Source organism: Pseudomonas azerbaijanoccidentalis (assembly GCF_019145495.1).
Taxonomy (GTDB): Bacteria; Pseudomonadota; Gammaproteobacteria; order Pseudomonadales; family Pseudomonadaceae; genus Aquipseudomonas; species Aquipseudomonas azerbaijanoccidentalis.
The window spans coordinates 636,648-659,381 of sequence record NZ_JAHSTU010000004.1 but is presented as its reverse complement, the minus strand read 5'-3'; the positions used below and the strand labels follow the sequence as shown (position 1 = coordinate 659,381).

General features: G+C 59.3%; 14 protein-coding genes. 8 read left to right on the top strand and 6 right to left on the bottom strand.

From position 1 onward, the window contains the following. Positions 1-10: 10 nt before the first annotated feature. Positions 11-4,552, top strand: coding sequence for a dermonecrotic toxin domain-containing protein (locus KVG88_RS17215; protein WP_217872102.1), 4,542 nt, complete (start codon positions 11-13; stop codon positions 4,550-4,552). A 35-nt stretch (positions 4,553-4,587) separates the two neighbouring features. On the opposite strand, the gene pdxR is transcribed toward KVG88_RS17215, so the two are convergent. Then, positions 4,588-6,141 (bottom strand): MocR-like pyridoxine biosynthesis transcription factor PdxR, encoded by a 1,554-nt coding sequence (gene pdxR / locus KVG88_RS17210; protein ID WP_217872101.1) that lies wholly within the window; start codon positions 6,139-6,141, stop codon positions 4,588-4,590. 92 nt (positions 6,142-6,233) lie between these two features. On the opposite strand from pdxR, the gene KVG88_RS17205 reads away from it, so the two are divergent. The 5 genes from KVG88_RS17205 (at position 6,234) to KVG88_RS17185 (ending at position 13,359) form a co-directional block, all read left to right on the top strand. Then, a complete protein-coding gene (locus KVG88_RS17205) occupies positions 6,234-6,863 on the top strand; it encodes an FMN-binding negative transcriptional regulator (protein ID WP_217872100.1) in 630 nt (209 codons plus the stop codon). A gap of 2 nt (positions 6,864-6,865) precedes the next feature. Beyond that, positions 6,866-7,312 carry a GNAT family N-acetyltransferase gene (locus KVG88_RS17200; RefSeq protein ID WP_150704154.1) on the top strand — a complete coding sequence of 149 codons (447 nt, stop codon included), beginning with the start codon at positions 6,866-6,868 and terminating at the stop codon, positions 7,310-7,312. Positions 7,313-7,329: 17 nt separating this feature from the next. Next, positions 7,330-8,001 (top strand): GNAT family N-acetyltransferase, encoded by a 672-nt coding sequence (locus tag KVG88_RS17195; protein ID WP_217872099.1) that lies wholly within the window; start codon positions 7,330-7,332, stop codon positions 7,999-8,001. A gap of 151 nt (positions 8,002-8,152) precedes the next feature. Continuing rightward, the gene (locus KVG88_RS17190) at positions 8,153-11,116 is read left to right on the top strand and encodes an autotransporter outer membrane beta-barrel domain-containing protein (RefSeq protein WP_217872098.1); all 2,964 of its coding nucleotides are present in this window, start codon (positions 8,153-8,155) and stop codon (positions 11,114-11,116) included. Positions 11,117-11,316: 200 nt separating this feature from the next. Beyond that, positions 11,317-13,359 carry an autotransporter outer membrane beta-barrel domain-containing protein gene (locus KVG88_RS17185; protein WP_217872097.1) on the top strand — a complete coding sequence of 681 codons (2,043 nt, stop codon included), beginning with the start codon at positions 11,317-11,319 and terminating at the stop codon, positions 13,357-13,359. 209 nt (positions 13,360-13,568) lie between these two features. Here KVG88_RS17185 and oadA read toward each other — a convergent pair whose 3' ends face one another. Continuing rightward, positions 13,569-15,377 (bottom strand): sodium-extruding oxaloacetate decarboxylase subunit alpha, encoded by a 1,809-nt coding sequence (gene oadA, locus KVG88_RS17180; RefSeq protein WP_217872096.1) that lies wholly within the window; start codon positions 15,375-15,377, stop codon positions 13,569-13,571. Between the two features lie 11 nt (positions 15,378-15,388). Further along, complete coding sequence (locus KVG88_RS17175; protein ID WP_150704976.1) at positions 15,389-16,804, bottom strand: acetyl-CoA carboxylase biotin carboxylase subunit; 1,416 nt, start codon at positions 16,802-16,804, stop codon at positions 15,389-15,391. Between the two features lie 189 nt (positions 16,805-16,993). Between KVG88_RS17175 and KVG88_RS17170 the strand changes: the two genes are divergently transcribed. Further along, the gene (locus tag KVG88_RS17170; protein WP_217872095.1) at positions 16,994-17,956 is read left to right on the top strand and encodes a LysR family transcriptional regulator; all 963 of its coding nucleotides are present in this window, start codon (positions 16,994-16,996) and stop codon (positions 17,954-17,956) included. Here the strand turns inward: KVG88_RS17170 and KVG88_RS17165 are convergent. Both KVG88_RS17165 and hexR read right to left on the bottom strand, forming a co-directional pair. Beyond that, a complete protein-coding gene (locus tag KVG88_RS17165; protein ID WP_150704978.1) occupies positions 17,898-18,110 on the bottom strand; it encodes a PA3496 family putative envelope integrity protein in 213 nt (70 codons plus the stop codon). The genes KVG88_RS17170 and KVG88_RS17165 overlap by 59 nt on opposite strands. Before the next feature lie 164 nt (positions 18,111-18,274). Beyond that, a complete protein-coding gene (hexR, locus tag KVG88_RS17160; RefSeq protein ID WP_007954250.1) occupies positions 18,275-19,141 on the bottom strand; it encodes a transcriptional regulator HexR in 867 nt (288 codons plus the stop codon). 328 nt (positions 19,142-19,469) lie between these two features. Here hexR and KVG88_RS17155 point away from each other — a divergent pair, with 328 nt between their 5' ends. Then, positions 19,470-19,784: a hypothetical protein gene (locus KVG88_RS17155; protein ID WP_217872094.1), complete on the top strand. Its 315-nt coding sequence runs from the start codon at positions 19,470-19,472 to the stop codon at positions 19,782-19,784. Between the two features lie 68 nt (positions 19,785-19,852). Here the strand turns inward: KVG88_RS17155 and KVG88_RS17150 are convergent, their stop codons facing one another. Next, positions 19,853-22,723, bottom strand: coding sequence for an EAL domain-containing protein (locus KVG88_RS17150; protein WP_150704980.1), 2,871 nt, complete (start codon positions 22,721-22,723; stop codon positions 19,853-19,855). Positions 22,724-22,734 lie beyond the last annotated feature (11 nt).

Sequence of the window (22,734 nt, the reverse complement as noted above, 5' to 3'; positions counted from 1 at the left end):
GAAAATGACGATGACCGAACACACAGAGTCCACCCAAACACCCGTACTCCTGAAAAAGAGCCTGGTCGTCCATCAAACGAGCCAAGGGCCAACGGTCAATGAGGTGGCCGCGCAAATGCTGCGCAAGGCCTTGAAGACGCAGTTTCCCGAACAGGATATCGACCCCGACCATACGATGATCGGTACGCCACGATGGCGATTCGTCGACGGCACGCTGGTGGCCATGACCACGCACTTCGAGTCGCTGACCCAAGCGTTGGTGCGTCAGTTCTTTACCTCAACCCACGCCAATTTCCTCGAAGGCGAGCACTTCCTGACACTGGACCCACACGCCAGATCCGTGGTGCACATGGATCTCAGCATCGAAACCATCGCCGACCTGCTCAATGACTACACGCCCCTGCTGTTTGTCGCTTTCGAAGAACGCCAATTAGCCTTCTGGAACAACACCGGCAAACACGCACCCCGCTGGCAAGAGCTGTCCGGCGCCTTGCGTAAAACCCTCGATGTACAGATTGTTCCTGGCTGGGATGCCGGGCAGTGTCGTCTCGCCCGGGCCGTCTCGCTTCATCCCGACAAACAGGACAGACTCAAACACGACCCATCGCTTTCGACACTCAAGGTCAGCCTGATCGACATAGATTTTGTCGATACCAAGGGCGACACCCGACACCTGCTGCTTGGCGGCGCGGCCGTCATCACAGGGCATCCTGAACAGCTCGAGCGGGTGATGATGTACACCGTAGAGGACGGTTACGAGTCGTTCGACTCCCTCGAACTGTTGGGTGCTTCTCTGCCTGCCCGCATCCAGATGCCCTCGGCCGCAAAGAGTCTGAAGTGGCGGCTGTTCGAGCCCGAAGGTAATTTTTTCGACCACATGGCGTGGGCCTTGATCGCGACCCAACTCGATACGCTCGCGGCGATCACTTCCGCAGGCGTCACCGACAATCCGCAGGCCGGCGTTGAACCTCCCGCCCTCCCGGCACACACCACCGAAAAAGAAAAAACAACACTCATTGGCCTGGATGACGCAATACCCGACTGGCTGATCGGCGCCTCGGCCGCAGACCTGGATCAATACAGCCGCTCCGTCAGCGCACTGGGCAAATTGTACAAGCAAGCCGATAAAAAACTGTTCCAGATACAGCCCATTGATACCTTCGCCCAAAAGCGCATGCGCGACGCAATCCTCGTCGACAAGCCATCCGCCAGCGAACTGCCGCTGGACACACTTGAGATCGCGATCACCAACAGTTTCGAATCCGGTGGTCTGACACTGCCAAACCCCCTCGACACGCACACCGAAAACCTCGGCGAATATGCCTTGCAGAACGCGGCACCTTATCAGGCCAGCATTCGCTTCAATCCGCCCCAAACGGTCCCGGACTGGCTTGACGTAGCCTATCTGACGCAGACGGCGAGCAAGGTCGATATCGGCAAGGTGTACCCACAGTTGATCAAGGAAAAACTGATCGATGATGCGCAACAGGCTCCCTTGCAAGAGCATTTCTACATCAGCCAACTGCGTGCCTTGCTGCCGCTGATTGCGCTGGAGTGCAAGATCCGTCGACGCGGTGGCATTGATGAGCTGGGCTATCACTATGTTCGCGAATGGCTCAACCCGACACCCGCTCATCCGCAACCCGTGGTGATACGCCCCCTGACGTTCGTGCATTCCGGGAACACCGACGGCGCCACCGTGACGAACATGTTTATCATCGGTCCACGCGAGCCGCGCGCCAGGCCCTGCTTGCTGTATCGCCCGCTTGAGGAACATCCACTACTGCAATTTGCGTCCCCGCAAAACCTGCTATACGCCTTGCATCAACCAGGTGCGTTGAGAGACTCGGTACTGGCATGGCTACCGGACTCGGCCAGCAGTTTCAAATATGCGCAATACACCTTCCCCATTGGGCTTCCCAGTCCATGGCTGGGTGCGCAGTTGCTGTCCGAACCCTGGACGTCCGTGAACTGGGCTGGCCCGGTCAAGCTTTCGGCAAAAGAGCTCAGCGGTGATATTTTCAAAACCTTGTTCAAGACCCATGCCCAGGCCATGGCTGAACTTGCCGACCGCCAAGCTCAGTCCAACGCAGAACGTCGCTGGGCTTTGCTGCGTGACAGCGGTTGGGCGTTGTTCAACGTCGCTGCGAACTTTCTCAGCGGGCCGGCCGGTGCCGCCGTCTGGGTCTGGCAAAGCATCAATGAAGTCGAGCAGGCCGAGGACGCCCACAAGCGCGGCGACAAGCTCACCGAGTGGAGCTCGACCGGAGACTTGCTGCTGACCCTGGGCATCCTCCTCGCTCACCATGCCGCTGTTCGACGCAAAACCGGTTCACGCCAGACGGAACGAGGCGTCGACAGCGTGCCGGTCGCGCCGGTGGGCACACCCGTCAAACCTGCGACGCCTGCCGTGACACTTTTGCCCACCCCGTTGACCGGTGAGTTGCCGTCCAGTCATTACTCCTCGCTTGAAGCTAACGGCTCCGTGCCCCATCGGTCGGCCACCGCACTGGCTGAGTTTCTACAGAGTCTGACAGTACCGGCAATCGATCTGAAGGCCGCGACTCTGGAAACCCTCGTGCGTGATACGGCGTCACTTTATCGTCTGGATGGCAAGACCTACGCCGCCGTCGGCGAACACTGGTATCGGGTGACGGAAAACGACGACGAGCAAATCCAGATCGTTTACCCGAATACACCCTCCAAAACCGGCCCACTGCTGACCCATAACAAACGAGGGCAATGGGTCGTGGACACTCGATTGCGTTTGCGTGGTGGTGCAGGCGGCCAAAGCCTGCGCAGTCAACTCAAAGCACAACGCAGGGAGAAGGAGCAGGAAAAAAATCAGCTTGCCGCGCTTCTGGCGACCTTCAAGCTTCAGGAAACAACGGGGGAAGAGGCCCTGAAAAAAGCCCATGTAGAAATGTTTGGGGCCACCGGGGCGGCACTCGAATCAGCGACCCAGCGTTATCTTGTTCAAGTGGAATCGTTGATTGGAGCGTACGAACAGGCCCTGAAAAACTTGCAGCAGTGGCGTCTCAAGGGTGGGAGCGAAGGCTATTTCGATGACCTTAGGCTCATGACTACCAAATTGCACAAGAACCTCAGCGTATGGTTCCTGCTCAAGCGCAACAACTACGCAAAACTCACTCAACAACTCGCCGGTAATACCCTCATTGAAACGAATGCCGCACTGCAAACTCACATCAAAGGAGTCAAGGAAGTATTCGCGTTAAGCCAGGACATGATTTCCCGCCTGCAACTGTCACAGACCTCCATGAAACCGCTGGATGCCTTGGGGAGTGCAGGCATGGTCAGCGCGCAACGCTTGCGCGATTTGCTCCCGGCGTTCAACGAATGGGACTTGAAATCCAATGAAATCGGCATGTCTCATGAGCTGTGCCTGCGTGGCACCGACGACACACATGCCAATCCGGCGCGCGAAACAGTGGGTTTGTTAATCATCGAAGCGGCGACCGCCACCCACCGCCAGGCCGCCATGATCAAAAGCCTGAACAGCCATGAGGATGTTGCGGCGCGTATCGAAATCCTGAGCAGGCTGATCGATGTCTATGCCGACACGGATCAGCGTCTCGAAGATCTTTCAGGCGAATACCCCGACAACGTGGCATCGACCGAACTTAAACGGGTTCGCGGCTTGATCGGCGAGTTCCGGCAGATGGCTCAGGAACAACTGTCCCTGCTGCTACCCGAAAACGCGAGCATTCCCACGCCTGAGCCGCCAAAACCCGCAGTTGCCGGCCCTTCACGCTCAACAGTCAAAGTCACCAAGAGTCGCCCTAGAGATCCGGTGCCTACCAAAACGTCGACGCCTGAAGAGACGGCACTTGAGCAGATGCTCCCGGTGATGTCGCGCCCTACTGCCAATCAAGTGTTGGAGGACATCGACACCATTGCCAATGCGTTGACCCTGAATGAGAACGTAGAAGGCTTCATCGCAAAAACACGTAAAGATGCCTTCAAACCGAACCGTATACCGGCTGACATGCAAGACCTGTTCGATCAACATGCCAGACACCTGGAACAAACAGCGATCAATGTCGACCAGGTCATGGCGCGTATGCGTGCGGCCGGCGGGACGCCCCTTCCTGTGGGCACTCTGAGCTCCGAGCTCAACGATGCCGCCACCGGGTTACGCGCTCAAGGTGTCAGTATCAGGGCTAGCCTGCTCAAGGAGCGCCAGCCCCGGCAAGCTTATCTGCAATGGTTGCTGGTCAATGATCAAGTGCGGATCATCAGGAACGATCAAGGCCGGATCAGAACCAGGAAAAGGCAAGACTACTTTCAGGAATACCAGATTCTCGACAAGACCGACCGTGATCGGCCGCTATGGCTGGCGCACTTTCACTACGATTCGCTCGGAGCTCCGGTGGAGTCATTCACCGCTGCACACCTGAAGATCGCCGATAAACGTCTGGAGCAATTCACGGCCGAACGCCGCCAGGCTCTCACTACGCTCGCTCCGATTGATTATGTGTTGCGGCGCATCACCGATCCGGCACTGTTCTTCAATCTCGAACCGCAAGCCTGATTACCATCCGCGCGCGGACTGCCACTGCGCGCGCTTCAACCCGCATGCCACACGGCCCTTAACCGTTGCAGCGCCGCCTCGATATCTGTTTCGGGCACCGCGGCAAAGCCCAGCACCAGCCCGGCGCGTTGGTCCATCGGGGTTGTGGACTCCGGCAGCCAGTAGCTGCTCAAGCCATTGACCTCGACATCGACGCGGCTGGCCAACTCGATCAACTCGCGTTCACGGGCCACGCTGTCAACGGGCACGGTCATGTGCAAGCCTGCGGTGACGATGGGCAGCTTGCCGACACCAGAAATAGTCAGCGGCCAAGCATTGAGCAAAGTATTTCGCCGACTCAGCGCTGCACGCCGCATGCGCCGGATGTGCCGCTGGAAATGCCCGGCGGCCATGAACTCGGCCATTACCGCCTGGGTACTGACTTCGGAATGCCGCACGTCCACCGCACGTCGCTGCGAAAAGGGTTGTACCAGCCCCGGCGGCAACACCAGATAACCGAGTCGCAACGCTGGAAAAGCGACTTTGCCGAACGTGCCGACATACAGCACTCGCCCGTGACGATCGAGCGCTGCCAAAGGCGCCAGTGGTGCACCGCTGTAACGGTACTCGCCATCGTAATCATCCTCGACGATCCAGCCCTGGGTGCGCTCCGCCCAAGCCAGCAGCTCAAGGCGGCGTGCCAGGCTCATCACCACGCCGGTGGGATACTGGTGCGACGGCGTCACGTAGGTCAGCCGACAATTATCAAGCCGCGCCAGCTCACTGCAATTGATGCCCTCACTGTCCACCGTCACACCGTGCAGTCGCGCCCCCGCCACGGCGAAGGCATGACCGGCCGCCCGATACCCCGGATTTTCAATCGCCACCCCGTCGCCGGGCTCCACCAGCAACTGTGCACAAAGGCTAATCCCCTGCTGCGCACCACTGGTGATCAGAATTTGTTCAGCAGAGCACTGCATGCCACGGGAACTGCGCAAATACGCGGCGATCATCCCGCGCAAGCGAGCATCGCCTGCCGGATCGCCGTAGCACAGTTGTTGAAAATCCGGCTTGCGCCAGAAAGCCGCATTCAGCTTGGCCCAGACCTCGAATGGAAACAGATCGAACGCCGGAACACCGACGCGAAATGCTCGCGGCGGACCGCTCGGTGGACTGGCCAGATGGTTGTTTTTGACCCGCGTCAACGGATCGTTGTGGATAACTTTGCTGGATGGATCCACAGGTAAATCGAGCCAATTTGTGGATAAGGCTGTGGGTAACCCTGTTGAAAAGCCTGTGGATATTTTTGTGGATAGTTTTTTCGTCGGCACGCTTGTCTGAGGCAATTGCGCGACATAAGTCCCGTCACCCACCCGCCCTTCGATAAACCCTTCGGCGTACAACTGATCATAGGCACGGACCACGCTGTTACGGGAAATCGCCAACGCGGCTGCCAGGTCACGGCTGGCCGGCAAACGCGTTCCGCTGGCCAATCGCCCGTCCAACACGCGCGCGCGCAACGCCTGGTACAGCTGGCGGCTCAGCCCTTGGCGACGATCGAGTTCGATACCCGCCGGGTTGAAGGTCAGGGACAGTGGTTCGCTTGTCATCGCAATGGACCCATGAAATTGGTCATTAATGGCTCTTACAACAGACCAATAGCCTGCCTAGGATGCAAGCATTCGCCAAGGAAAATATCTCCATGTACACGCCGCGCGCTTTTGCCATCGATGATTTGTCCCAACTGCATGAACTGATCCTCGCTTCCCGTCTGGCCATTTTGGTGACCCACGGCGAAAGCGGTCTGCAAGCCAGTCATGTGCCGGTGCTGCTGCATTGCGAGCAAGGTTCGAACGGCACGTTGTACGGGCATTTGGCCAAAGCCAATCCCCAGTGGAAAGACCTGCGCGACGGTGCCGAAGCCTTGCTGATTTTTTCCGGTGCCGACGCCTACGTCAGCCCCGGCTTCTATCCGAGCAAGGCCGAGCACGGCAAAGTCGTGCCCACCTGGAACTACGTCGCTGTACATGCCTATGGTCGGGCCGAAACCTTCAGTGATGGCGGGCGACTGCTCGACATCGTCAGCACCCTCACTGATCGCCATGAAGCGGGCCGCGCTCAACCATGGTCAGTGGCCGATGCCCCCGCCGATTACATCGACGGCATGCTCAAGGCTATCGTCGGTTTTGCCATTCCCATCGACCGCCTGGAAGGCAAGCGCAAGCTCAGCCAAAACCGCAGCGCGGCCGATATCGCCGGCGTCCGCGAAGGCCTGGCCGCCAGCCCCGACGTCAACGACCAAACCCTCGCCCAATTGATGCCCAAGGAATGAACATGAGCCAGATCGACATCCGCCAGGTCCGCGCTGACGACCACGCCGCTTGGCTGCCGTTGTGGCAAGCCTACCTGCGCTTTTACAAAACCGAATTGCCGGAGGCCGTCACTCAAAGCTCCTGGCAGCGCATGCTCGACCCGAACGAACCGACCCACGCCGCCCTCGCCTGGGTCGACGGTAAAGCGGTGGGCATGGTGCATTTCATTTACCATCGTTCGAACTGGGCCATTGAAAATTCCTGCTACCTGCAAGACTTGTTGGTAGCGCCGGAAACTCGCGGCACCGGTGTTGGCCGGCAGTTGATCGAATTCGTCTACACCACGGCCAAGGCCGACGGCTGCAACAAGGTGCATTGGCTGACCCACGAAACCAACGCCACCGCGATCCAGCTCTACGAGCGCATCGCCGAACGCCCTGGTTTCATCCAGTTTCGCAAAGCCATTTAAGGTTCAAGGAGAACAACATGTCGACTTCACTCACGGACTGGAAAGGCGTCCCGCCCCCCACGACAACACTGCTCGAAGGGCGTTTCATCCGCCTGGAAAGACTCGACCCGGCACGCCACGCAGATGAGTTGTTCAAGGCGCTGCAAGGCCCCGATGCCGACCCGAAACTCTGGGACTATCTGCCTTACGGCCCCTTCCCCGAGCGCAGTATTTTCAACGACTGGCTGAACAACCACGCCGCCGCCAGCGACCCCTACTTCTTCAGCGTGATCGATCGCGCCAGCGGCGAAGTGCAAGGCATCCTCAGCCTGATGTCGATTGTCCCTGCCCAGGGTCGCATCGAAATCGGCCACGTCACCTTCGGCGCGCCAATGCAGCGCTCACCGAAAAGTACCGAGGCCGTTTACCTGCTGGCCAAGGAAGCGTTCGCCCTGGGCTACCGCCGCCTGGAGTGGAAATGCAACAACGGCAACGCTCGCTCCAAGTATGCGGCCGAGCGCCTGGGCTTCAGCTTCGAAGGCATTTTCCGTCAGCACATGGTGGTCAAGGGCCAGAACCGCGACACCGCGTGGTACTCGATCCTGGACTCGGAATGGCCAGCGATTGGGGCGGGCTTCGAGCAATGGTTGAGCGATGAAAACCAGACGGCTTCGGGGCAGGTGAAGTCGCTTGCCGAGTGCCGTAGCTAAAAATCAAAAGATCGCAGCCTTCGGTGTACACCCTGTAGGAGCTGCCGAAGGCTGCGATCTTTTGCTCTTCAAACAAATGGCGAATACATCAATCTGTAAAAACCCTCCGCTATACAGGACGCCCCGCTTATAACAAAAAGGCCGTCCAACCATGCCCTTCTCGCCCCAGCGTTTGGCGCTCATCATTTCCCTGTTGATCAGCACAGGGGCCGGTGCCGCTCCGTATAAAACGGTGCAGATCGACACAGCCACCACTACCGCGCAAACTTTGGGCGGGGCCGACACCCTGACGATCTCGGCGCCGGGCAGCATTACCAATGCCGGCAAGGCTGTCACCCTCAAGGACGGTACGGTCGGGGCTGGCGTGGTGATTGATAACGCGGGGCAGATCGTTTCGACCGGTGGCCGGGCAATCGACAGCAGCGGCGACCTGACCCAGGCGCGCAACTACAGCATTTACAACCGCGCTGGCGGGCAGATTCTGGGCTTCAACGACGCGTTGCGCATCGACAGCAACGTCGTCAGCGGCAGCCTGTTGATCGATAACAGCGGCATCATCCGCTCCACCACCGGCCAAGCCCTTGATCTGGACGCACTGCGCAGTGCCGGGGCCACGACCACGATCATCAACCGCGCGGGCGGGCTGATCCGTGGCGACGCCAGCGACGGCATGAAGACCGGCGCCAATGCGACCATCATCAACCATGGCGAGATTTCCACCGGCGACTCGAACAACGCCGACCAGAAGTTCGATGGCATCGACATCGATTCAGCTACCGGCGTGACCGTGACCAACTACGGCACCATTTCCGGTGGACGCCACGGCATCACCACCGATCTGGGTGCGACCGTTACCAACTATGGGCAAATCACCGGGCGCAACGGCTCCGGTTTTGGTTCCGACGGCGACGGCACCGTGATCAACCACGGCACCATCACTGGCGCGTATTCCGGGTTGCAACCCAATGGCGACGGTGATGGCGTAGACATCGACAAAATCGCCCACATCGAAAACTACGGCACCATTCAAGGCGTCGGTGCCGGGGGCGTGGACAAGAACGGCTTCGCCAACGGCAGCGAAGGTATCGCGCTCGGTGGCGGCTATGTGCTGAACGCCCAAGGCGCGATGATCAGCGGCGCCAACAGCGCGATCCTGGTCGACGACGGCAGCGGAGGGCCGGGGCTGGCGGCGACCACGCTGGAAAACTTCGGCACAATCCAGGGCCTGGATGGCTTCGGCGTGAAGTTCGTGGGCGAATTCGCTGACAGCGTCATCAACGGCGGCACCCTCAGCGGCAGCAACGGCCTGGCGCTGGACTTGGGTGGCGGCAACGACAACCTGACCTTGCGCAACGGCAGCCGCTTCATTGGCGTTGTCGATGGCGGCAGCGGTTACGACCGCGTGGTAATGGACGATGCGTTGGGTGGCAGCTTCGGCAGCAGCCGCAACTTCGAATGGCTGGAGGTTCAGCAAGGCGCCTGGACCCTGAGCGGCAACGGCGACTTCAGTGACGGCGGCGCGATACGCAATGGCGCGACCCTGATCAATCAGGGCAGCATTGCCGGCAGCGTGACTGTCGATGCCGGTGGCGTGTATGCCGGCGGCGGCTCAGTGGGCAACTTGCTGGTCAATGGCACCTTGCAGACGAGCACTCACTTCGGCACCGCGACCATCACCCACGACCTGACCATGGGCAGCGGCTCGACGATAGCCTATGGCGTCAACGCCGATGGCAGCAGCGCACCAATCAGGGTCGGCGGCACGGCCAACCTCAATGGCGCGACCCTGGCGGTAAATCCCGGCAGCGGCACCTACCCGTGGCAAAGCCAGTACACCGTATTGCAGGCAGAGAGCGTGAACGGCACCTTCGGCAAGGTCACCAGCGACTACGCGTTTCTGACACCTACCCTGGCTTACACACCGACTCAGGTCGACCTGACTTATACCCGCAACGATGTCGCCTTCAATGAGTTCGCCACCACCGGCAACGGCGGCCGCGCCGCCAACAGCCTGGCGAGCCTCGGCAAGGGCAACGCGCTGTACAACGCATTGCTCAACACCACCAACGCCACGGCCGGTGCTGCGATCGAACAACTGAGCGGCGCCAGCAATGCCAACCTGACCAGCGCGACCCTCGGCGCCAGCAGTCAGGTCGGTGGCAGCATGCTGTCGGCCATGCATCAGATGGGCGGTGGCACCAGCCTGCTGGTGGGCCTCGACCAGCACGACACCCCGGTCCTGGCCGCGAATGGCGTGCCCCGCGAAGCGCGCAACCTCAACGACCCGAATGCCCAAGGCCGACTCTGGCTGCAAGCCATTGGCGGCTACGGCAAGCTCGATGGCGAACACGGCAGCAGCGGCCTGGAACAACGCAGCAAAGGCACGGTACTCGGCGCCGATTGGGCCTTCGATGAGCAATGGCGTTTCGGTGTGCTTGGCGGTTACTCAAAAACCGACCTGGATGCCACCGGCGTCGATGGCAATGTCGAGAGCTGGCATGCCGGTGTGTATGCCCTGCGCCAAAGCGGTCCGTTGGCTTTGCGCCTCGGTGCGGCGTACAGCGGCCACCAAGGCGAAAGCAAACGGACCGTCGCCTTCAACGGCTTCAGCGACCGGCCTGAAGGTGACTACGACGCCGACAGCCAACAGGCGTTCGCCGAACTCGGTTACACCATGGGCAGCGGGCGCCTCAGTGCCGAGCCATTCGCAAGCCTGGGCTACCAGCGCTACCACCGCGACAGCTACGAAGAAAAAGGCGGCGCCGCCGCCCTGCAAGTGGACAGCCAAACCGAGGACAACTTCAGCACCACCTTCGGCCTGCGCCTGGCCCACTTGAACAGTCTGGACAATGGCATGAGCCTGACCCCGCGCATGACCGCCGGCTGGAAACATACCTATGGCAGCGTCAGCAACTCGACCCGCCAGGCATTTGTGGTGGGCGGTACGGCGTTCAGTGTCGATGGCAGTTCGCTGGATCGTGACAGCCTGGTACTGGAAGCCGGGCTGGATGTCGGCCTGTCTGCACGCCACACACTGGGCATCGGCTACAGCGGCGAAATCGGCAACAACAGCCGCAATCACGGGCTGATCGGGCAGTGGCAGATGAGTTTCTGATCGTGGCTAGCCGTGTCCGTCCGGTTATGTCGTAAGAAAAAGCGTCTGGCCGACACCGACAAATACAGCCGTCTGCGTGCGGCTGTATTTTATTCCGCATCACCCGACGACACCCCCTGCAATGGCGCCGGAAGCAGCTGACATCGGCGCTTACAGCCCTCTTTTAGAGTTTGGCCTCCTGACAAAAGAGGCCAAAATCGATGCCCGTTCAACACAAATACCGACCACAACACCTCGCCCTGGCGATTGCAGTAGCCTTGGCTTTTACAGAGTTCGCACAGGCTCAAGAGCCCGCTTCTGAACCCGCCCCTCCCACCCACAAAACCATTCAGGCGCTGGTCAAAGACATCGACGCGTTCGCTAAAACGGCCACGCCCCACTCCATCAAAAACATAGATGACTGGGACAAGCTTCAACTCGGCGATACCGATGAAGTGGTCAGGGTACTGACCCCGCAAGCGTTCAATGGGATCGTGGAAGGTGGCGCAGGCGAAAATCTCCTCCAACTCGATGCCGCCAAAGGAGGAACGTTTGGTGAAAGCCGTCAGTTCCAGCAACTCGATGTAAAGAAGGGTGCGTGGACGCTGACCGGTTCCGGTGACTTCAGCACGGGTGCTCTGGTTCGTGCAAAAGCGGCGCTGAACAATGAGGGGCGTATCGCTGGCGACGCATGGGTACAGGGGAGCCTGAGCAATTCGGGGAGCATCGACGGCCGTGTCGATATCTACGAACAAGCGACCTTCAGTGGCCGCGGAACGGTGGGAGCCCTCAACGTCATGGGGCACATGCTCGTCAATCAAGCGCAAGGCGCACCCCAGGTCAAAGGCGACATGGACCTCGCCAAAACAGCGGTCCTGTCCTATGAAGTGCATTCGGAGGGTTCGAGCGAAACCATCAAGGTGGAGGGTACTGCCAGACTTGGAAATGCGACGTTGAAAGTGGTCGGCGCAGGCGAGGATTTTCCACAGACCAGCGAGTACACCATCATTGAAGCGGGCAAAGTTGAGGGTGAATTCGCTCATGTCGAAAGCAACCTGGCATTCATGAGCGCACAGGCGAACTACGAAGAGAACCGAGTCGGCCTGACGTATGCCCGCAACGAAGTGCCCCTCGAAAAGTTTGCAGTTGATCAAAACACCGAGGAATTCATTCACAACCTTGTTGCACCTGAAGCGGCTCTCACAGAACAGAGTCCAGCCCAAACCCCAAACGCTGCCATCAAGGCCTTGCTCGGCACCACCACAACCACCGCACCGTTGGCCATCGAGCTACTGACCGGCGACAGCAACGCCAACCTCACCAAAACCACGCTGAACAGCGTCAGCCCGGTGAGCACCAGCATGCTCTCGGCCATGCGCCAGTTGGACCGTGCAGGAAACTCCGTCAATCAAAACAACGCCCCTCGCCTGGCGGCCGGGAGCAAAGGCAACGGTCGGGTGTGGGTTCAAGCGTTGGGTCATGGCGGCAAACTGGATCGCGACTTTCAGGACTTGAAATACTCCACGGAAGGCTTGGTGATGGGCGCTGACTGGGGCATCAGCGAGCATTGGTATCTGGGCGTGATCGGCGGTCAATCCGCGACGCGCATGGACAGCCGTGAACTCGACGGCAATCTCGACAGCTGGCACCTGGGCGTTTATGCCTTGCGCCAGAGTGGGCCTTTCGCCTTTCGACTGGGCGCGACCTACAGCCAGCACGATGGCGACAACAAACGCGAAGTCGCCTTCGCTGGTTTCAAGGACCGTCCGCAAGGTCGTTACGATGCCAGCACTCAACAAGCCTTCGCAGAAGCGGGTTACAACCTGGGGCGCGCGAACGTCAGCTTCGAACCGTTCGCCAGCATTGGCTATCAACGCTACCAACGCGACAGCTACACAGAAAAGGGTGGTGCTGCCGCACTCAAAGTCCATGGGCAGAGTGATGAGAACCTGAGCAGCACCTTCGGGCTGCGCCTGGCACAGATCAATGGGCTGGATAACGGCATGCAACTGACGCCGCGTTTCAGCGCCGGCTGGAAGCACACCTACGGTGAACTCTACAGCTACACCCGCCAGCGTCTAGTGACGGGTGGTCGCGACTACACCGTGTACGGTGCGCCGCTGGACCGTGACAGCCTGCTGGTCGATGCCGGGCTGGATCTTCGGGTATCGGCCAACAACACCCTGGGCGTCAGCCTCAATGGCGAAGCCGGCAGTGATGGCCGCAGCTATGGCGTGACGGGGCAATGGCGGATAGCGTTCTGATCAGTCACTGACCCAAAACAAAACCTGTGGAAGCTAGCCTGATAGCGAATGCGGTGTGTCTGGAAGCATGGGTATCAACTGACACTCCGTCATCGCGAGCAGGCTCGCTCCTACAGGGTAGGTGGTGCAATCCGGAGCGGATTTTCAGTCAAAAAAAAGGGGAGCACATGCCCCCCCGAGGTTTAAAGCGTTGTATCGAGGCTGTTAACTCAACCTTCGATCTCGATCAGAATTTCGCCCGGGTTCACGCGGTCGCCCTTGGCCACGTGAATAGCGGTGACTTTACCGGCGATGGCAGCCTGGACTTCGGTCTCCATCTTCATCGCTTCGGTGATCAGCACAGCCTGGCCCGCCTTGACGGTGTCGCCTTCCTTGACCAGTACGTCGACGATGTTGCCAGGCATGGTGGTGCTGACGTGGCCCGGTGCAGTGGCTTGCTTGCGCTTGCTGCTGCCGCCGCCGACGAACTCGTTGAGCGGTTCGAACACCACTTCTTCCGGCATGCCGTCGATGGACAGGTAGAAGTGACGCTTGCCTTCAGCCTTGACGCCCACACCGGTGATGTCGACGCGGTAAGTTTCACCGTGAACGTCGATGACGAATTCGGTTGGTACGCCTTCGCCACCCGCCGAGGCGACGCCGCCGGCTTCAGGAATCGGCAGCAGCACTTCAGGGGTCAGGGTGCCCGCTGCACGCTCTTCGAGGAACTTGCGACCGATGTCCGGGAACATGGCAAAGGTCAGCACGTCTTCTTCAGACTTGGCCAATGCACCGATGTCGGCACGCAGCTTGGCCATTTCCGGCTTGAGCAGGTCGGCGGGACGCACGTCGATCACGTCTTCGCTGCCAATGGCCTGGCGACGCAGTTTCTCGCTCACGGTACCCGGCGCCTTGCCGTAGCCGCCTTGCAGGTACAGCTTCACTTCGTTGGTGATGGTCTTGTAACGCTCACCGGCCAGCACGTTGAAGAACGCCTGGGTGCCGACGATCTGCGAAGTCGGGGTCACCAGCGGCGGGAAGCCGAGGTCTTCACGAACGCGCGGGATTTCAGCCAGCACTTCACTCATGCGGTTGAGCGCGCCCTGCTCTTTCAACTGGTTAGCCAGGTTGGAGATCATCCCGCCCGGTACCTGGTTGACTTGAACACGGGTGTCGACAGCGGTGAATTCGCTTTCGAACTGGTGGTACTTTTTGCGCACGGCGTAGAAGTACAGGCCGATCTCTTGCAGCAGTTCCAGGTTCAGGCCGGTGTCGAACTCGGTGCCCTTGAGCGCAGCAACCATCGACTCGGTACCCGGGTGGCTGGTGCCCGAGGCGAAGCTGGAAATCGCAGTGTCGATGTGGTCGGCACCGTTCTCGATCGCCTTGAGCTGGCACATCGTCGCCAGGCCTGCGGTGTCATGCGAGTGGATAAACACTGGCAGCGACTGCTCGGCCTTCAACGCGCGGACCAGTTCGCCAGTAGCGTACGGCGTCAGCAGGCCGGCCATGTCCTTGATCGCCACCGAGTCGCAGCCCATCGCTTCCATCTGCTTGGCTTGCGCCACGAACGCGTCGATGGTGTGCACCGGGCTGGTGGTGTAGGCGATGGTGCCCTGGGCGTGCTTGCCGGCGGCTTTCACCGCTTCGATGGCTACACGAAGGTTACGCACGTCGTTCATGGCGTCGAAGATGCGGAATACGTCGATACCGTTGACCGCGGCCTTGGCAACGAACGCTTTGACCACGTCGTCGCTATAGTGGCGGTAGCCCAGCAGGTTCTGGCCGCGCAACAGCATTTGCAGACGGGTGTTAGGCAGCGCCGCGCGCAGTTGGCGCAGACGCTCCCACGGGTCTTCTTTCAGGAAACGTACACAGGCGTCGAACGTCGCGCCGCCCCAGCATTCCAGCGACCAGTAGCCGACTTTGTCGAGCTTGTCGCAGATCGGCAGCATGTCTTCGGTGCGCATGCGGGTCGCCAGCAGCGATTGGTGAGCGTCGCGCAGGATGGTGTCGGTTACATGAATCTTCTTGCTCATTGTTCTATTCCTCACAGGCCTGCGTGGGCGGCGATGGCGGCGGCGATGGCCAGGGCCAGCTCTTCGGGTTTGCGCTTGATCGAGTAGTTGGTCAGTTCAGGATGGCTTTCAACGAAGCTGGTGTTGAACTGGCCGCTACGGAATTCCGGGTTACGCAGGATTTCCTGGTAGTACGCGGCGGTGGTCTTGACCCCTTGCAGACGCATGTCGTCCAGGGCGCGCAAGCCACGGTCCATTGCCTCTTCCCAGGTCAGCGCCCACACCACCAGTTTCAGGCACATGGAGTCGTAGAACGGCGGGATGGTGTAGCCGGTGTAGATCGCCGTGTCGGTACGTACGCCGGGACCGCCGGGTGCGTAATAACGAGTGATCTTGCCAAAGCTCGGCAGGAAGTTGTTCTTAGGGTCTTCGGCGTTGATCCGAAATTGCAGGGCGAAACCACGGTGGTGGATGTCTTCCTGTTTCACAGAAAGCGGCAGGCCCGAGGCGATGCGAATCTGCTCGCGGACAATGTCGATGCCGGTGATTTCTTCGGTGATGGTGTGTTCCACCTGCACCCGGGTGTTCATCTCCATGAAGTACACCTCGCCTTCGGCGAGCAGGAACTCCACGGTACCGGCGTTCTCGTAACCCACGGCCTTGGCTGCGCGCACAGACAGGTCGCCGATGTAAGCGCGCTGTTCCGGGGTCAGTTGCGGGCTCGGGGCGATTTCAATCAGCTTCTGGTTGCGACGCTGGATCGAGCAGTCACGCTCGAACAGGTGCACCACATTGCCGAAGCTGTCGCCAAGAATCTGCGCTTCGATGTGCTTGGGATTGACGATGCATTTTTCCAGGAACACTTCAGCCGAACCAAACGCCTTGGTGGCTTCCGAAATCACGCGAGGGAACGCCTGTTCGAGTTCTTCGCGGCTGTTGCACCGGCGGATACCGCGGCCGCCACCACCGGAAGTGGCCTTGAGCATCACCGGGTAACCGATGCGATCGCCTTCAGTCAGAGCTTCAGCGATGTCCGCGACGTTGCCTTCAGTGCCTGGAGTGACCGGCACGCCGGCCTTGATCATGCTGCGGCGGGCTTCGGTCTTGTCGCCCATGCGGCGAATCACTTCTGCCGATGGACCAATGAATTTGATACCGCGCTCGGCACAGATGTCCGCCAGTTCGGCGTTTTCCGAAAGGAAACCGTAGCCGGGGTGCAGCGCATCGCAACCGGTTTCCACGGCCAGGTTCACCAGCTTGCGCGGGTTCAGGTAACCGGCCAGCGGTTCGGCACCGATGCTGTGGGCCTCATCCGCACGCTTGACGTGCAAGGCATGACGGTCGGCATCGGAATAGATCGCGACCGAGCGAATGCCCATTTCGGCGCAGGCACGCACGATTCGTACGGCAATCTCACCACGGTTGGCGATCAGGATCTTTGTTATCACTTGGAGGTTCCCTTGAGCCGGTGGTACCCACGACCTGCTAGACCAGGTCGACGCGTGACCAAATGTTTCAATTTAGTCGCAGGTCCACACTAGCGCCCACAAGGGATTAACAAAAATGAATAATTATTGGGTCATGCATAAGTAAAGACTTATAGTTGACGCATCAGCCCGCGGCCAGAGTGCGAAAAAATGCGTAAGTCATTGATGCGTATGACATTGCGTCAATTGCAGATTTTCAATGAAGTGTGTGATCTGAGGTCCTACAGCCGCGCGGCCGACGAAATGTCGCTCACACAACCGGCCGTTAGCCTACAGATTCGTCAGCTTGAAGAGCTGATCGGTCAGCCTTTGTTCGATTACGTCGGCAAAAAACTTTACATGACCGAAGCCGCCGAAGCACTTCAACGCGCCAGCCGGGACATTTTTGGCCGCCTGGAAAACCTCGACATGCAGCTATCGGACATGCAGGGTTCTTTGCAGGGTCAGCTGAAACTGGCGGTGGAATCCAGTGCCAAGTACTTCGTCCCGCACCTGTTTGCCGCGTTCAAGCGCCAACATCCCGAGGTCAACCTGCAATTGACGGTGGTCAACCGGGGCCAAGTCATTCGACGTCTCTCGGACAACCGCGACGATCTGGTCATCATGTCCATGGTGCCGCAGGACATGGGGCTGGAGTTTTTGCCGTTCCTCAACAACCCGATTGTTGCCGTGGCGCCACCGGATCATCCGCTGTGCCACATGGGACCATTGCGCTTGCAAGACCTTGAACCTTACACCCTGCTGTTACGCGAATCCGGCTCCGGGACGCGCATGGCGTGTGAAGAGTACTTCAAAGAGAAGCGCGTGCACTTCAACCAGACTCAGGAGGTGTCGTCAGCCGAAGCTCAACGCGAGTGTGTGCTGGCGGGTCTGGGCGTGGCGCTGTTGACGCGCCATGCCCTGAACCTTGAGCTGGCAACCGGCGGACTGATTGAGCTGCCGGTTGAAGAGTTGCCGCTGTATCGCAGTTGGTGCCTGGTGCAGGCCAAGGCGAAACGCCTGTCACCGGTGGCTCACGCCTTCCTGGCGTTCGTGCGCAGCGAGCGGGTACAGATCAGCGGCCTGGTTGAGCGTTTCGACGGGAAGCTGTCGAGGCGGCCTGCCAGTAGTTGAGTTCCAGATCTTCCGGAAAATCACCAATCTCGGCCAGAAGCTGACGGCGTTCGCAGCGATCTTCAATGGCGCGGCGAAATTCCATGCGGCGCTGATCTTCCTGCTGACGGCGGGTTTTGACGGCGCTGTTGCGTTCTTCGTAGGGCTGGGCCATTTCGAGTCTCCCAAGGCGAGTACGGGAGTTTCAAGATAGGCGCGAGGGATGACGGTTTGGCGGCTTCGGCGTTACAGGGAGATGAACATTCGGAAGCAAAGATCGCAGCCTTCGGCAACTCCTACGCAGGAACGCGAACCTGTAGGATCTGCCGAAGGCTGCGATCAGTCGTCCAACGCCTTCACCGACTTGGGCGACAGCCGCAAGCTGCGCAGGCTGCGCTTGACGCTCTTGAGGTGGTTGACCAGGCTCGGCCCACGGGCCATGGCCACACCCATCGCCAGCACGTCGATCACCACCAGGTGAGCAATACGCGAGGTCAACGGCGTGTAGATCTCGGTGTCTTCGTGCACATCGATCGCCAGGTTGACAGTCGACAGCTCGGCCAGCGGTGTCTGGCTCGGGCACAGGGTAATCAACGACGCCCCGCTTTCGCGAACCAGATTGGCGGTAATTAGCAGGTCCTTGGAGCGCCCGGACTGCGAGATGCAAATCGCTACGTCAGTCGGCTTCAACGTCACCGCCGACATCGCTTGCATGTGCGGGTCGGAGTACGCCGCCGCCGTCAGCAGCAAGCGGAAGAATTTGTGCTGTGCATCCGCCGCTACCGCGCCCGAGGCACCGAAGCCGTAGAACTCGACACGCTGGGCCTGGGACATCAGCGTTACCGCTCGCTGCAATTCCAAGGGGTCGAGCTTTTCGCGGACCTCCATCAAGGTATGCAGGGTGGTATCGAAGATTTTAAGGCTGTAGTCGGCGACCGAATCGTCTTCATGGATCGCGAACTGCCCGAAACTCGCACCAGCGGCCAGACTCTGGGCCAGCTTCAATTTCAGGTCCTGGAACCCGGAACAACCGATGGCTCGGCAAAAGCGCACGATGGTCGGCTCACTGATGCCGACGCTGTGGGCCAGGTCGGCCATGGAGCTGTGCATCACGGCCGCAGGGTCAAGCAGCACGTGATCGGCGACCTTGAGCTCCGACTTGCGTAACAGGTGGCGAGACTGGGCGATGTGTTGCAGCAGATTCAAAGGGCTGGACTCTTTGTTATTGGCAGGTGCCGGGGATGTAGCACGCTTGTAGTTATACTACATGAATTGGCTTTTTGCCTGCTCAATGCGTAACCGAATCCCTCGATTTCAGGTGCCCGCGCTTCATGTAGCACACACGGCGCGAGGCCGAGACGTCCGTTTTTCGGTGCCAAGCATTTATTTAGTTATTGCTTGATAAGTTAAAATGACAACTAACCACTGGCTCACGACTTATTACAAATCCAACTAATAAAAACCAACCAAATCCAACTTTATCTGGGTATATTAATTCGGCAGGAAGCAAATACCCAATTAAAGGAGCTACATCATGACTATTAAAACCAAAGACTGGACCGCACAAATCGACCGCATGCCCGGCGCCCCTTCGTTCCGCGCCTACGGCACCGTGACCGTTGCTCACACGGGCATTACACCCAAGCTGAAAATGACCACACTGCAAGACAAGTCCTTCGACTTGCGCCTGGAACTTACCCTGGAAGATTCCAATGAAGTTTCGCTACAAGTCGAAACCGACAAAGTTGTTGAATATAAAGCACTGGGTAATTCCAATGTTTCTGGCGTCAGCATCTTCTACGAAGGCAAGTTGCTGCACCACATTGATAACGTACTGATCACCCAGTAAGAAACCCGATAGCTTCCGGCCATTCAGGCGTCCCGTACTCATCTGCTGAGTAACGGGACGCCTCCTTCTCAGCTGGCGGCCTGCGCGTGCAGCAAACCTGCCAGCGTCTCGGCCTCAACCGGACGACTGATCAAATAGCCCTGCACCTCATCGCAGCGCTCTGCTTTCAAAAATTCAAGCTGTTCACGCCGCTCAACGCCTTCCGCCACCACCTTCAACGACAGACCATGAGCCATGGCAATGATTGCCCGTGTGATCGCGGCATCTTCGCTGCCCTCCCCCAAGCCACGGATAAACGCCTGATCAATCTTCACGTAATCCACGGGAATACGCTTGAGATAGCTCAGGGACGAATAGCCGGTGCCAAAGTCATCAATTGCCAGTTTCACACCCAAATCACGCAACTGCTGGAAGGTCGCGATGATGTGTTCGACGCTGTCCAGCAACTGGCTTTCGGTGAGTTCCAGCTCCAGGTAGCGCGGCTCCAAGCCGGTTTCTTCAAGTACTTGGCGCACCAGACTGACGAGCTTGCCCTGCCGCAATTGATGCACCGACAGATTCACCGACACCCGAATCGCTTCAAGCCCCTGCCGCTGCCACTCACAGGCTTGCCAGCAGGCCTGACGCAGGACGAATTCGCCGATCGGACCGATCAACCCGGTCTCCTCGGCCAAGCCAATGAAGTCTCCTGGCGGCACGCGGCCCATGGTCGGGTGATCCCAGCGCACCAAGGCTTCGGCAGCATTCAGCTTGCCGGTGGCGAGACACAGCTTCGGTTGATAAAACACCTGCAACTGTTTCTCTTCGACGGCCTTTCGCAGTTGGTTTTCCAACTGCAGACGCTCCAGCGTGCTGGCTTGCAAACTGTCGGTATAGAACTGGAAATTGTTGCCCCCCAGATGCTTGGCATGTTGCATGGCCATGTTCGACTGACTGACCAACGCGGAAATCTCCCGGGCACTGTCTGGCAACAAGCTGATGCCCATCGACGCGCTGACGACCAGTTCATGCCCTTCGATATTCACCGGCAAGCGCAACTTGCTTGCCAAACGAGTCGCCACCCGCGCCAGGCTCGACAGGTTGCCGTAGGAGTTGAACAGCACCGCAAACTCGTCGCCGGACAGGCGCGCGATGGTGTCGGCCTCTGGCAAGGCATTGACCAGCCGGCGAGCCATCTTCTGCAACAACTGATCGGCAATTTCATGCCCCAGGCTGTCGTTGAGCTGTTTGAAGCGATCGAGATTGATGTGCAGCAGCGCCAGGCTGCGATAACCGCCCTGACGCACCCGTTGATGAGCTTCACTGAGTCGTTCGCGGAACATTGAGCGGTTGGCCAGGCCCGTCAGCTCATCGTAATGAGTGAGGTAGCGCATGCGCTCTTCGGATTCGCGGCGAGCCGAGAGATCAGCGAAGAAGCCGACAATGTGGCTTACATTTCCCCGGGTATCGCGCACGGCATTCAGTTGCAGCCATTGTGGATACATCTCGCCGTTCTTGCGGGTTTCCACCAATTCGCCCTGCCAACTGCCTTGCTGCTCCAGCGCCTGATGAATCGCCGCGTAATGTCGACGCGCATCGCGGCTGCACGGCAACTCAACAACATTGCGCCCAATCATGTCTTCGATGTCATAGCCGGTTACCCGACTGAAGGCCTGATTGATCGCGATCAGCGCGTAATTCGGATCGAAAATCACGATCCCTTCGCTGGCCGCCTCGAATACGGTCGCCGCCAGTTGCCGCTGCTCTTCCAGACCTTTGCTGACGCTAATGTCGCGACGGGTGCCGACCATACGGATCACCCGACCGTTTTCGGCACGCTCGACCGCACGCCCACGGTCCTCGATCCAGACCCAATGGCCGTCGCCATGGCGCACGCGATACTCGATTTGATAGTCCTCGGTGCGGCCCTTCAGATGCTCGACCAGTGCCCGTTTAAGCGCCGGAAGATCCTCGGGATGCAACCGCGGCTTGAGGTGACGCAGTATGGCCGTCACCTGCTCCGGCTCCAGGCCGAACAACTCCTGAATCTGCGTATGGTGAACTTCGTCGGTTTGCAGGTTCCAGTCCCACAGCCCCAGCTCACTGGCCTTCAAGGCCAGCGCCAGACGCGCCTCGCTTTTACTCAATGCCTGGTTGGCGGCGTCCAGCTCCAGGCTGCGCTGGGCAACGCGATTTTCCAGGTCGATCTGGATTTCGCGCAATTCGTCTTCGGCACGCCGCCGTTGCTCAATTTCCTTGGCCAGCTTCTGATTGAGCTGGTCGCTGCAACTTTGCGCCTGCTGTAAGTGTTCGATCAGCGCCTGATTCTGAAAACGCCGCATCAAGCCCCGATCGATCAGTCGATTGACCTGCCACGCCACCACGCTCAATGCGCCGAGCAGAATCAGCCCGAACCAGCCCCAGCCCTGCTGCTGTACGTCACCCCCCCAAAACATATAGGCGATGGCTGGCAACAGACAGGGCAAGGTGAACGACAGAAAGGCCGGCAAACTGACCGCATAGGCCACACTCGCCGAAAGCGCTGCGGCACCAATGAGGCCGAAGACCCAGGCTTGCTGAATGAAGTTATCGGCGGGAACCAGGGCAATGCCGGCGCCAGCCAGGGTCAGCCCGGTGAGGCCGGAACCCAGCAAAAACATTCGTCGCCAGATGGGGTGGGCCTGTCGATTGGGAATGGCCGAATCGAAGGCGGCGACCTGAATCACCCGCAATGCCACCAATGACAACAGCCATACCAGCCAGACACTGACCAAAAAATAGCGCTGCGGGCTCCAGAGCAAACCGGCGCAGACCAGACCATTGATCAACATGAACAGCGTAGGCAGCAACGAGCCTTGATACAGCAGACGCGTGCGTTCGACCGCCATTTCCATGGCGTATTGTTTACGGATAACCCGGGGCTCCACAGTGGGGCCCGACAGGTCGGAGCTGAGGGTCATAGGCGATGTTC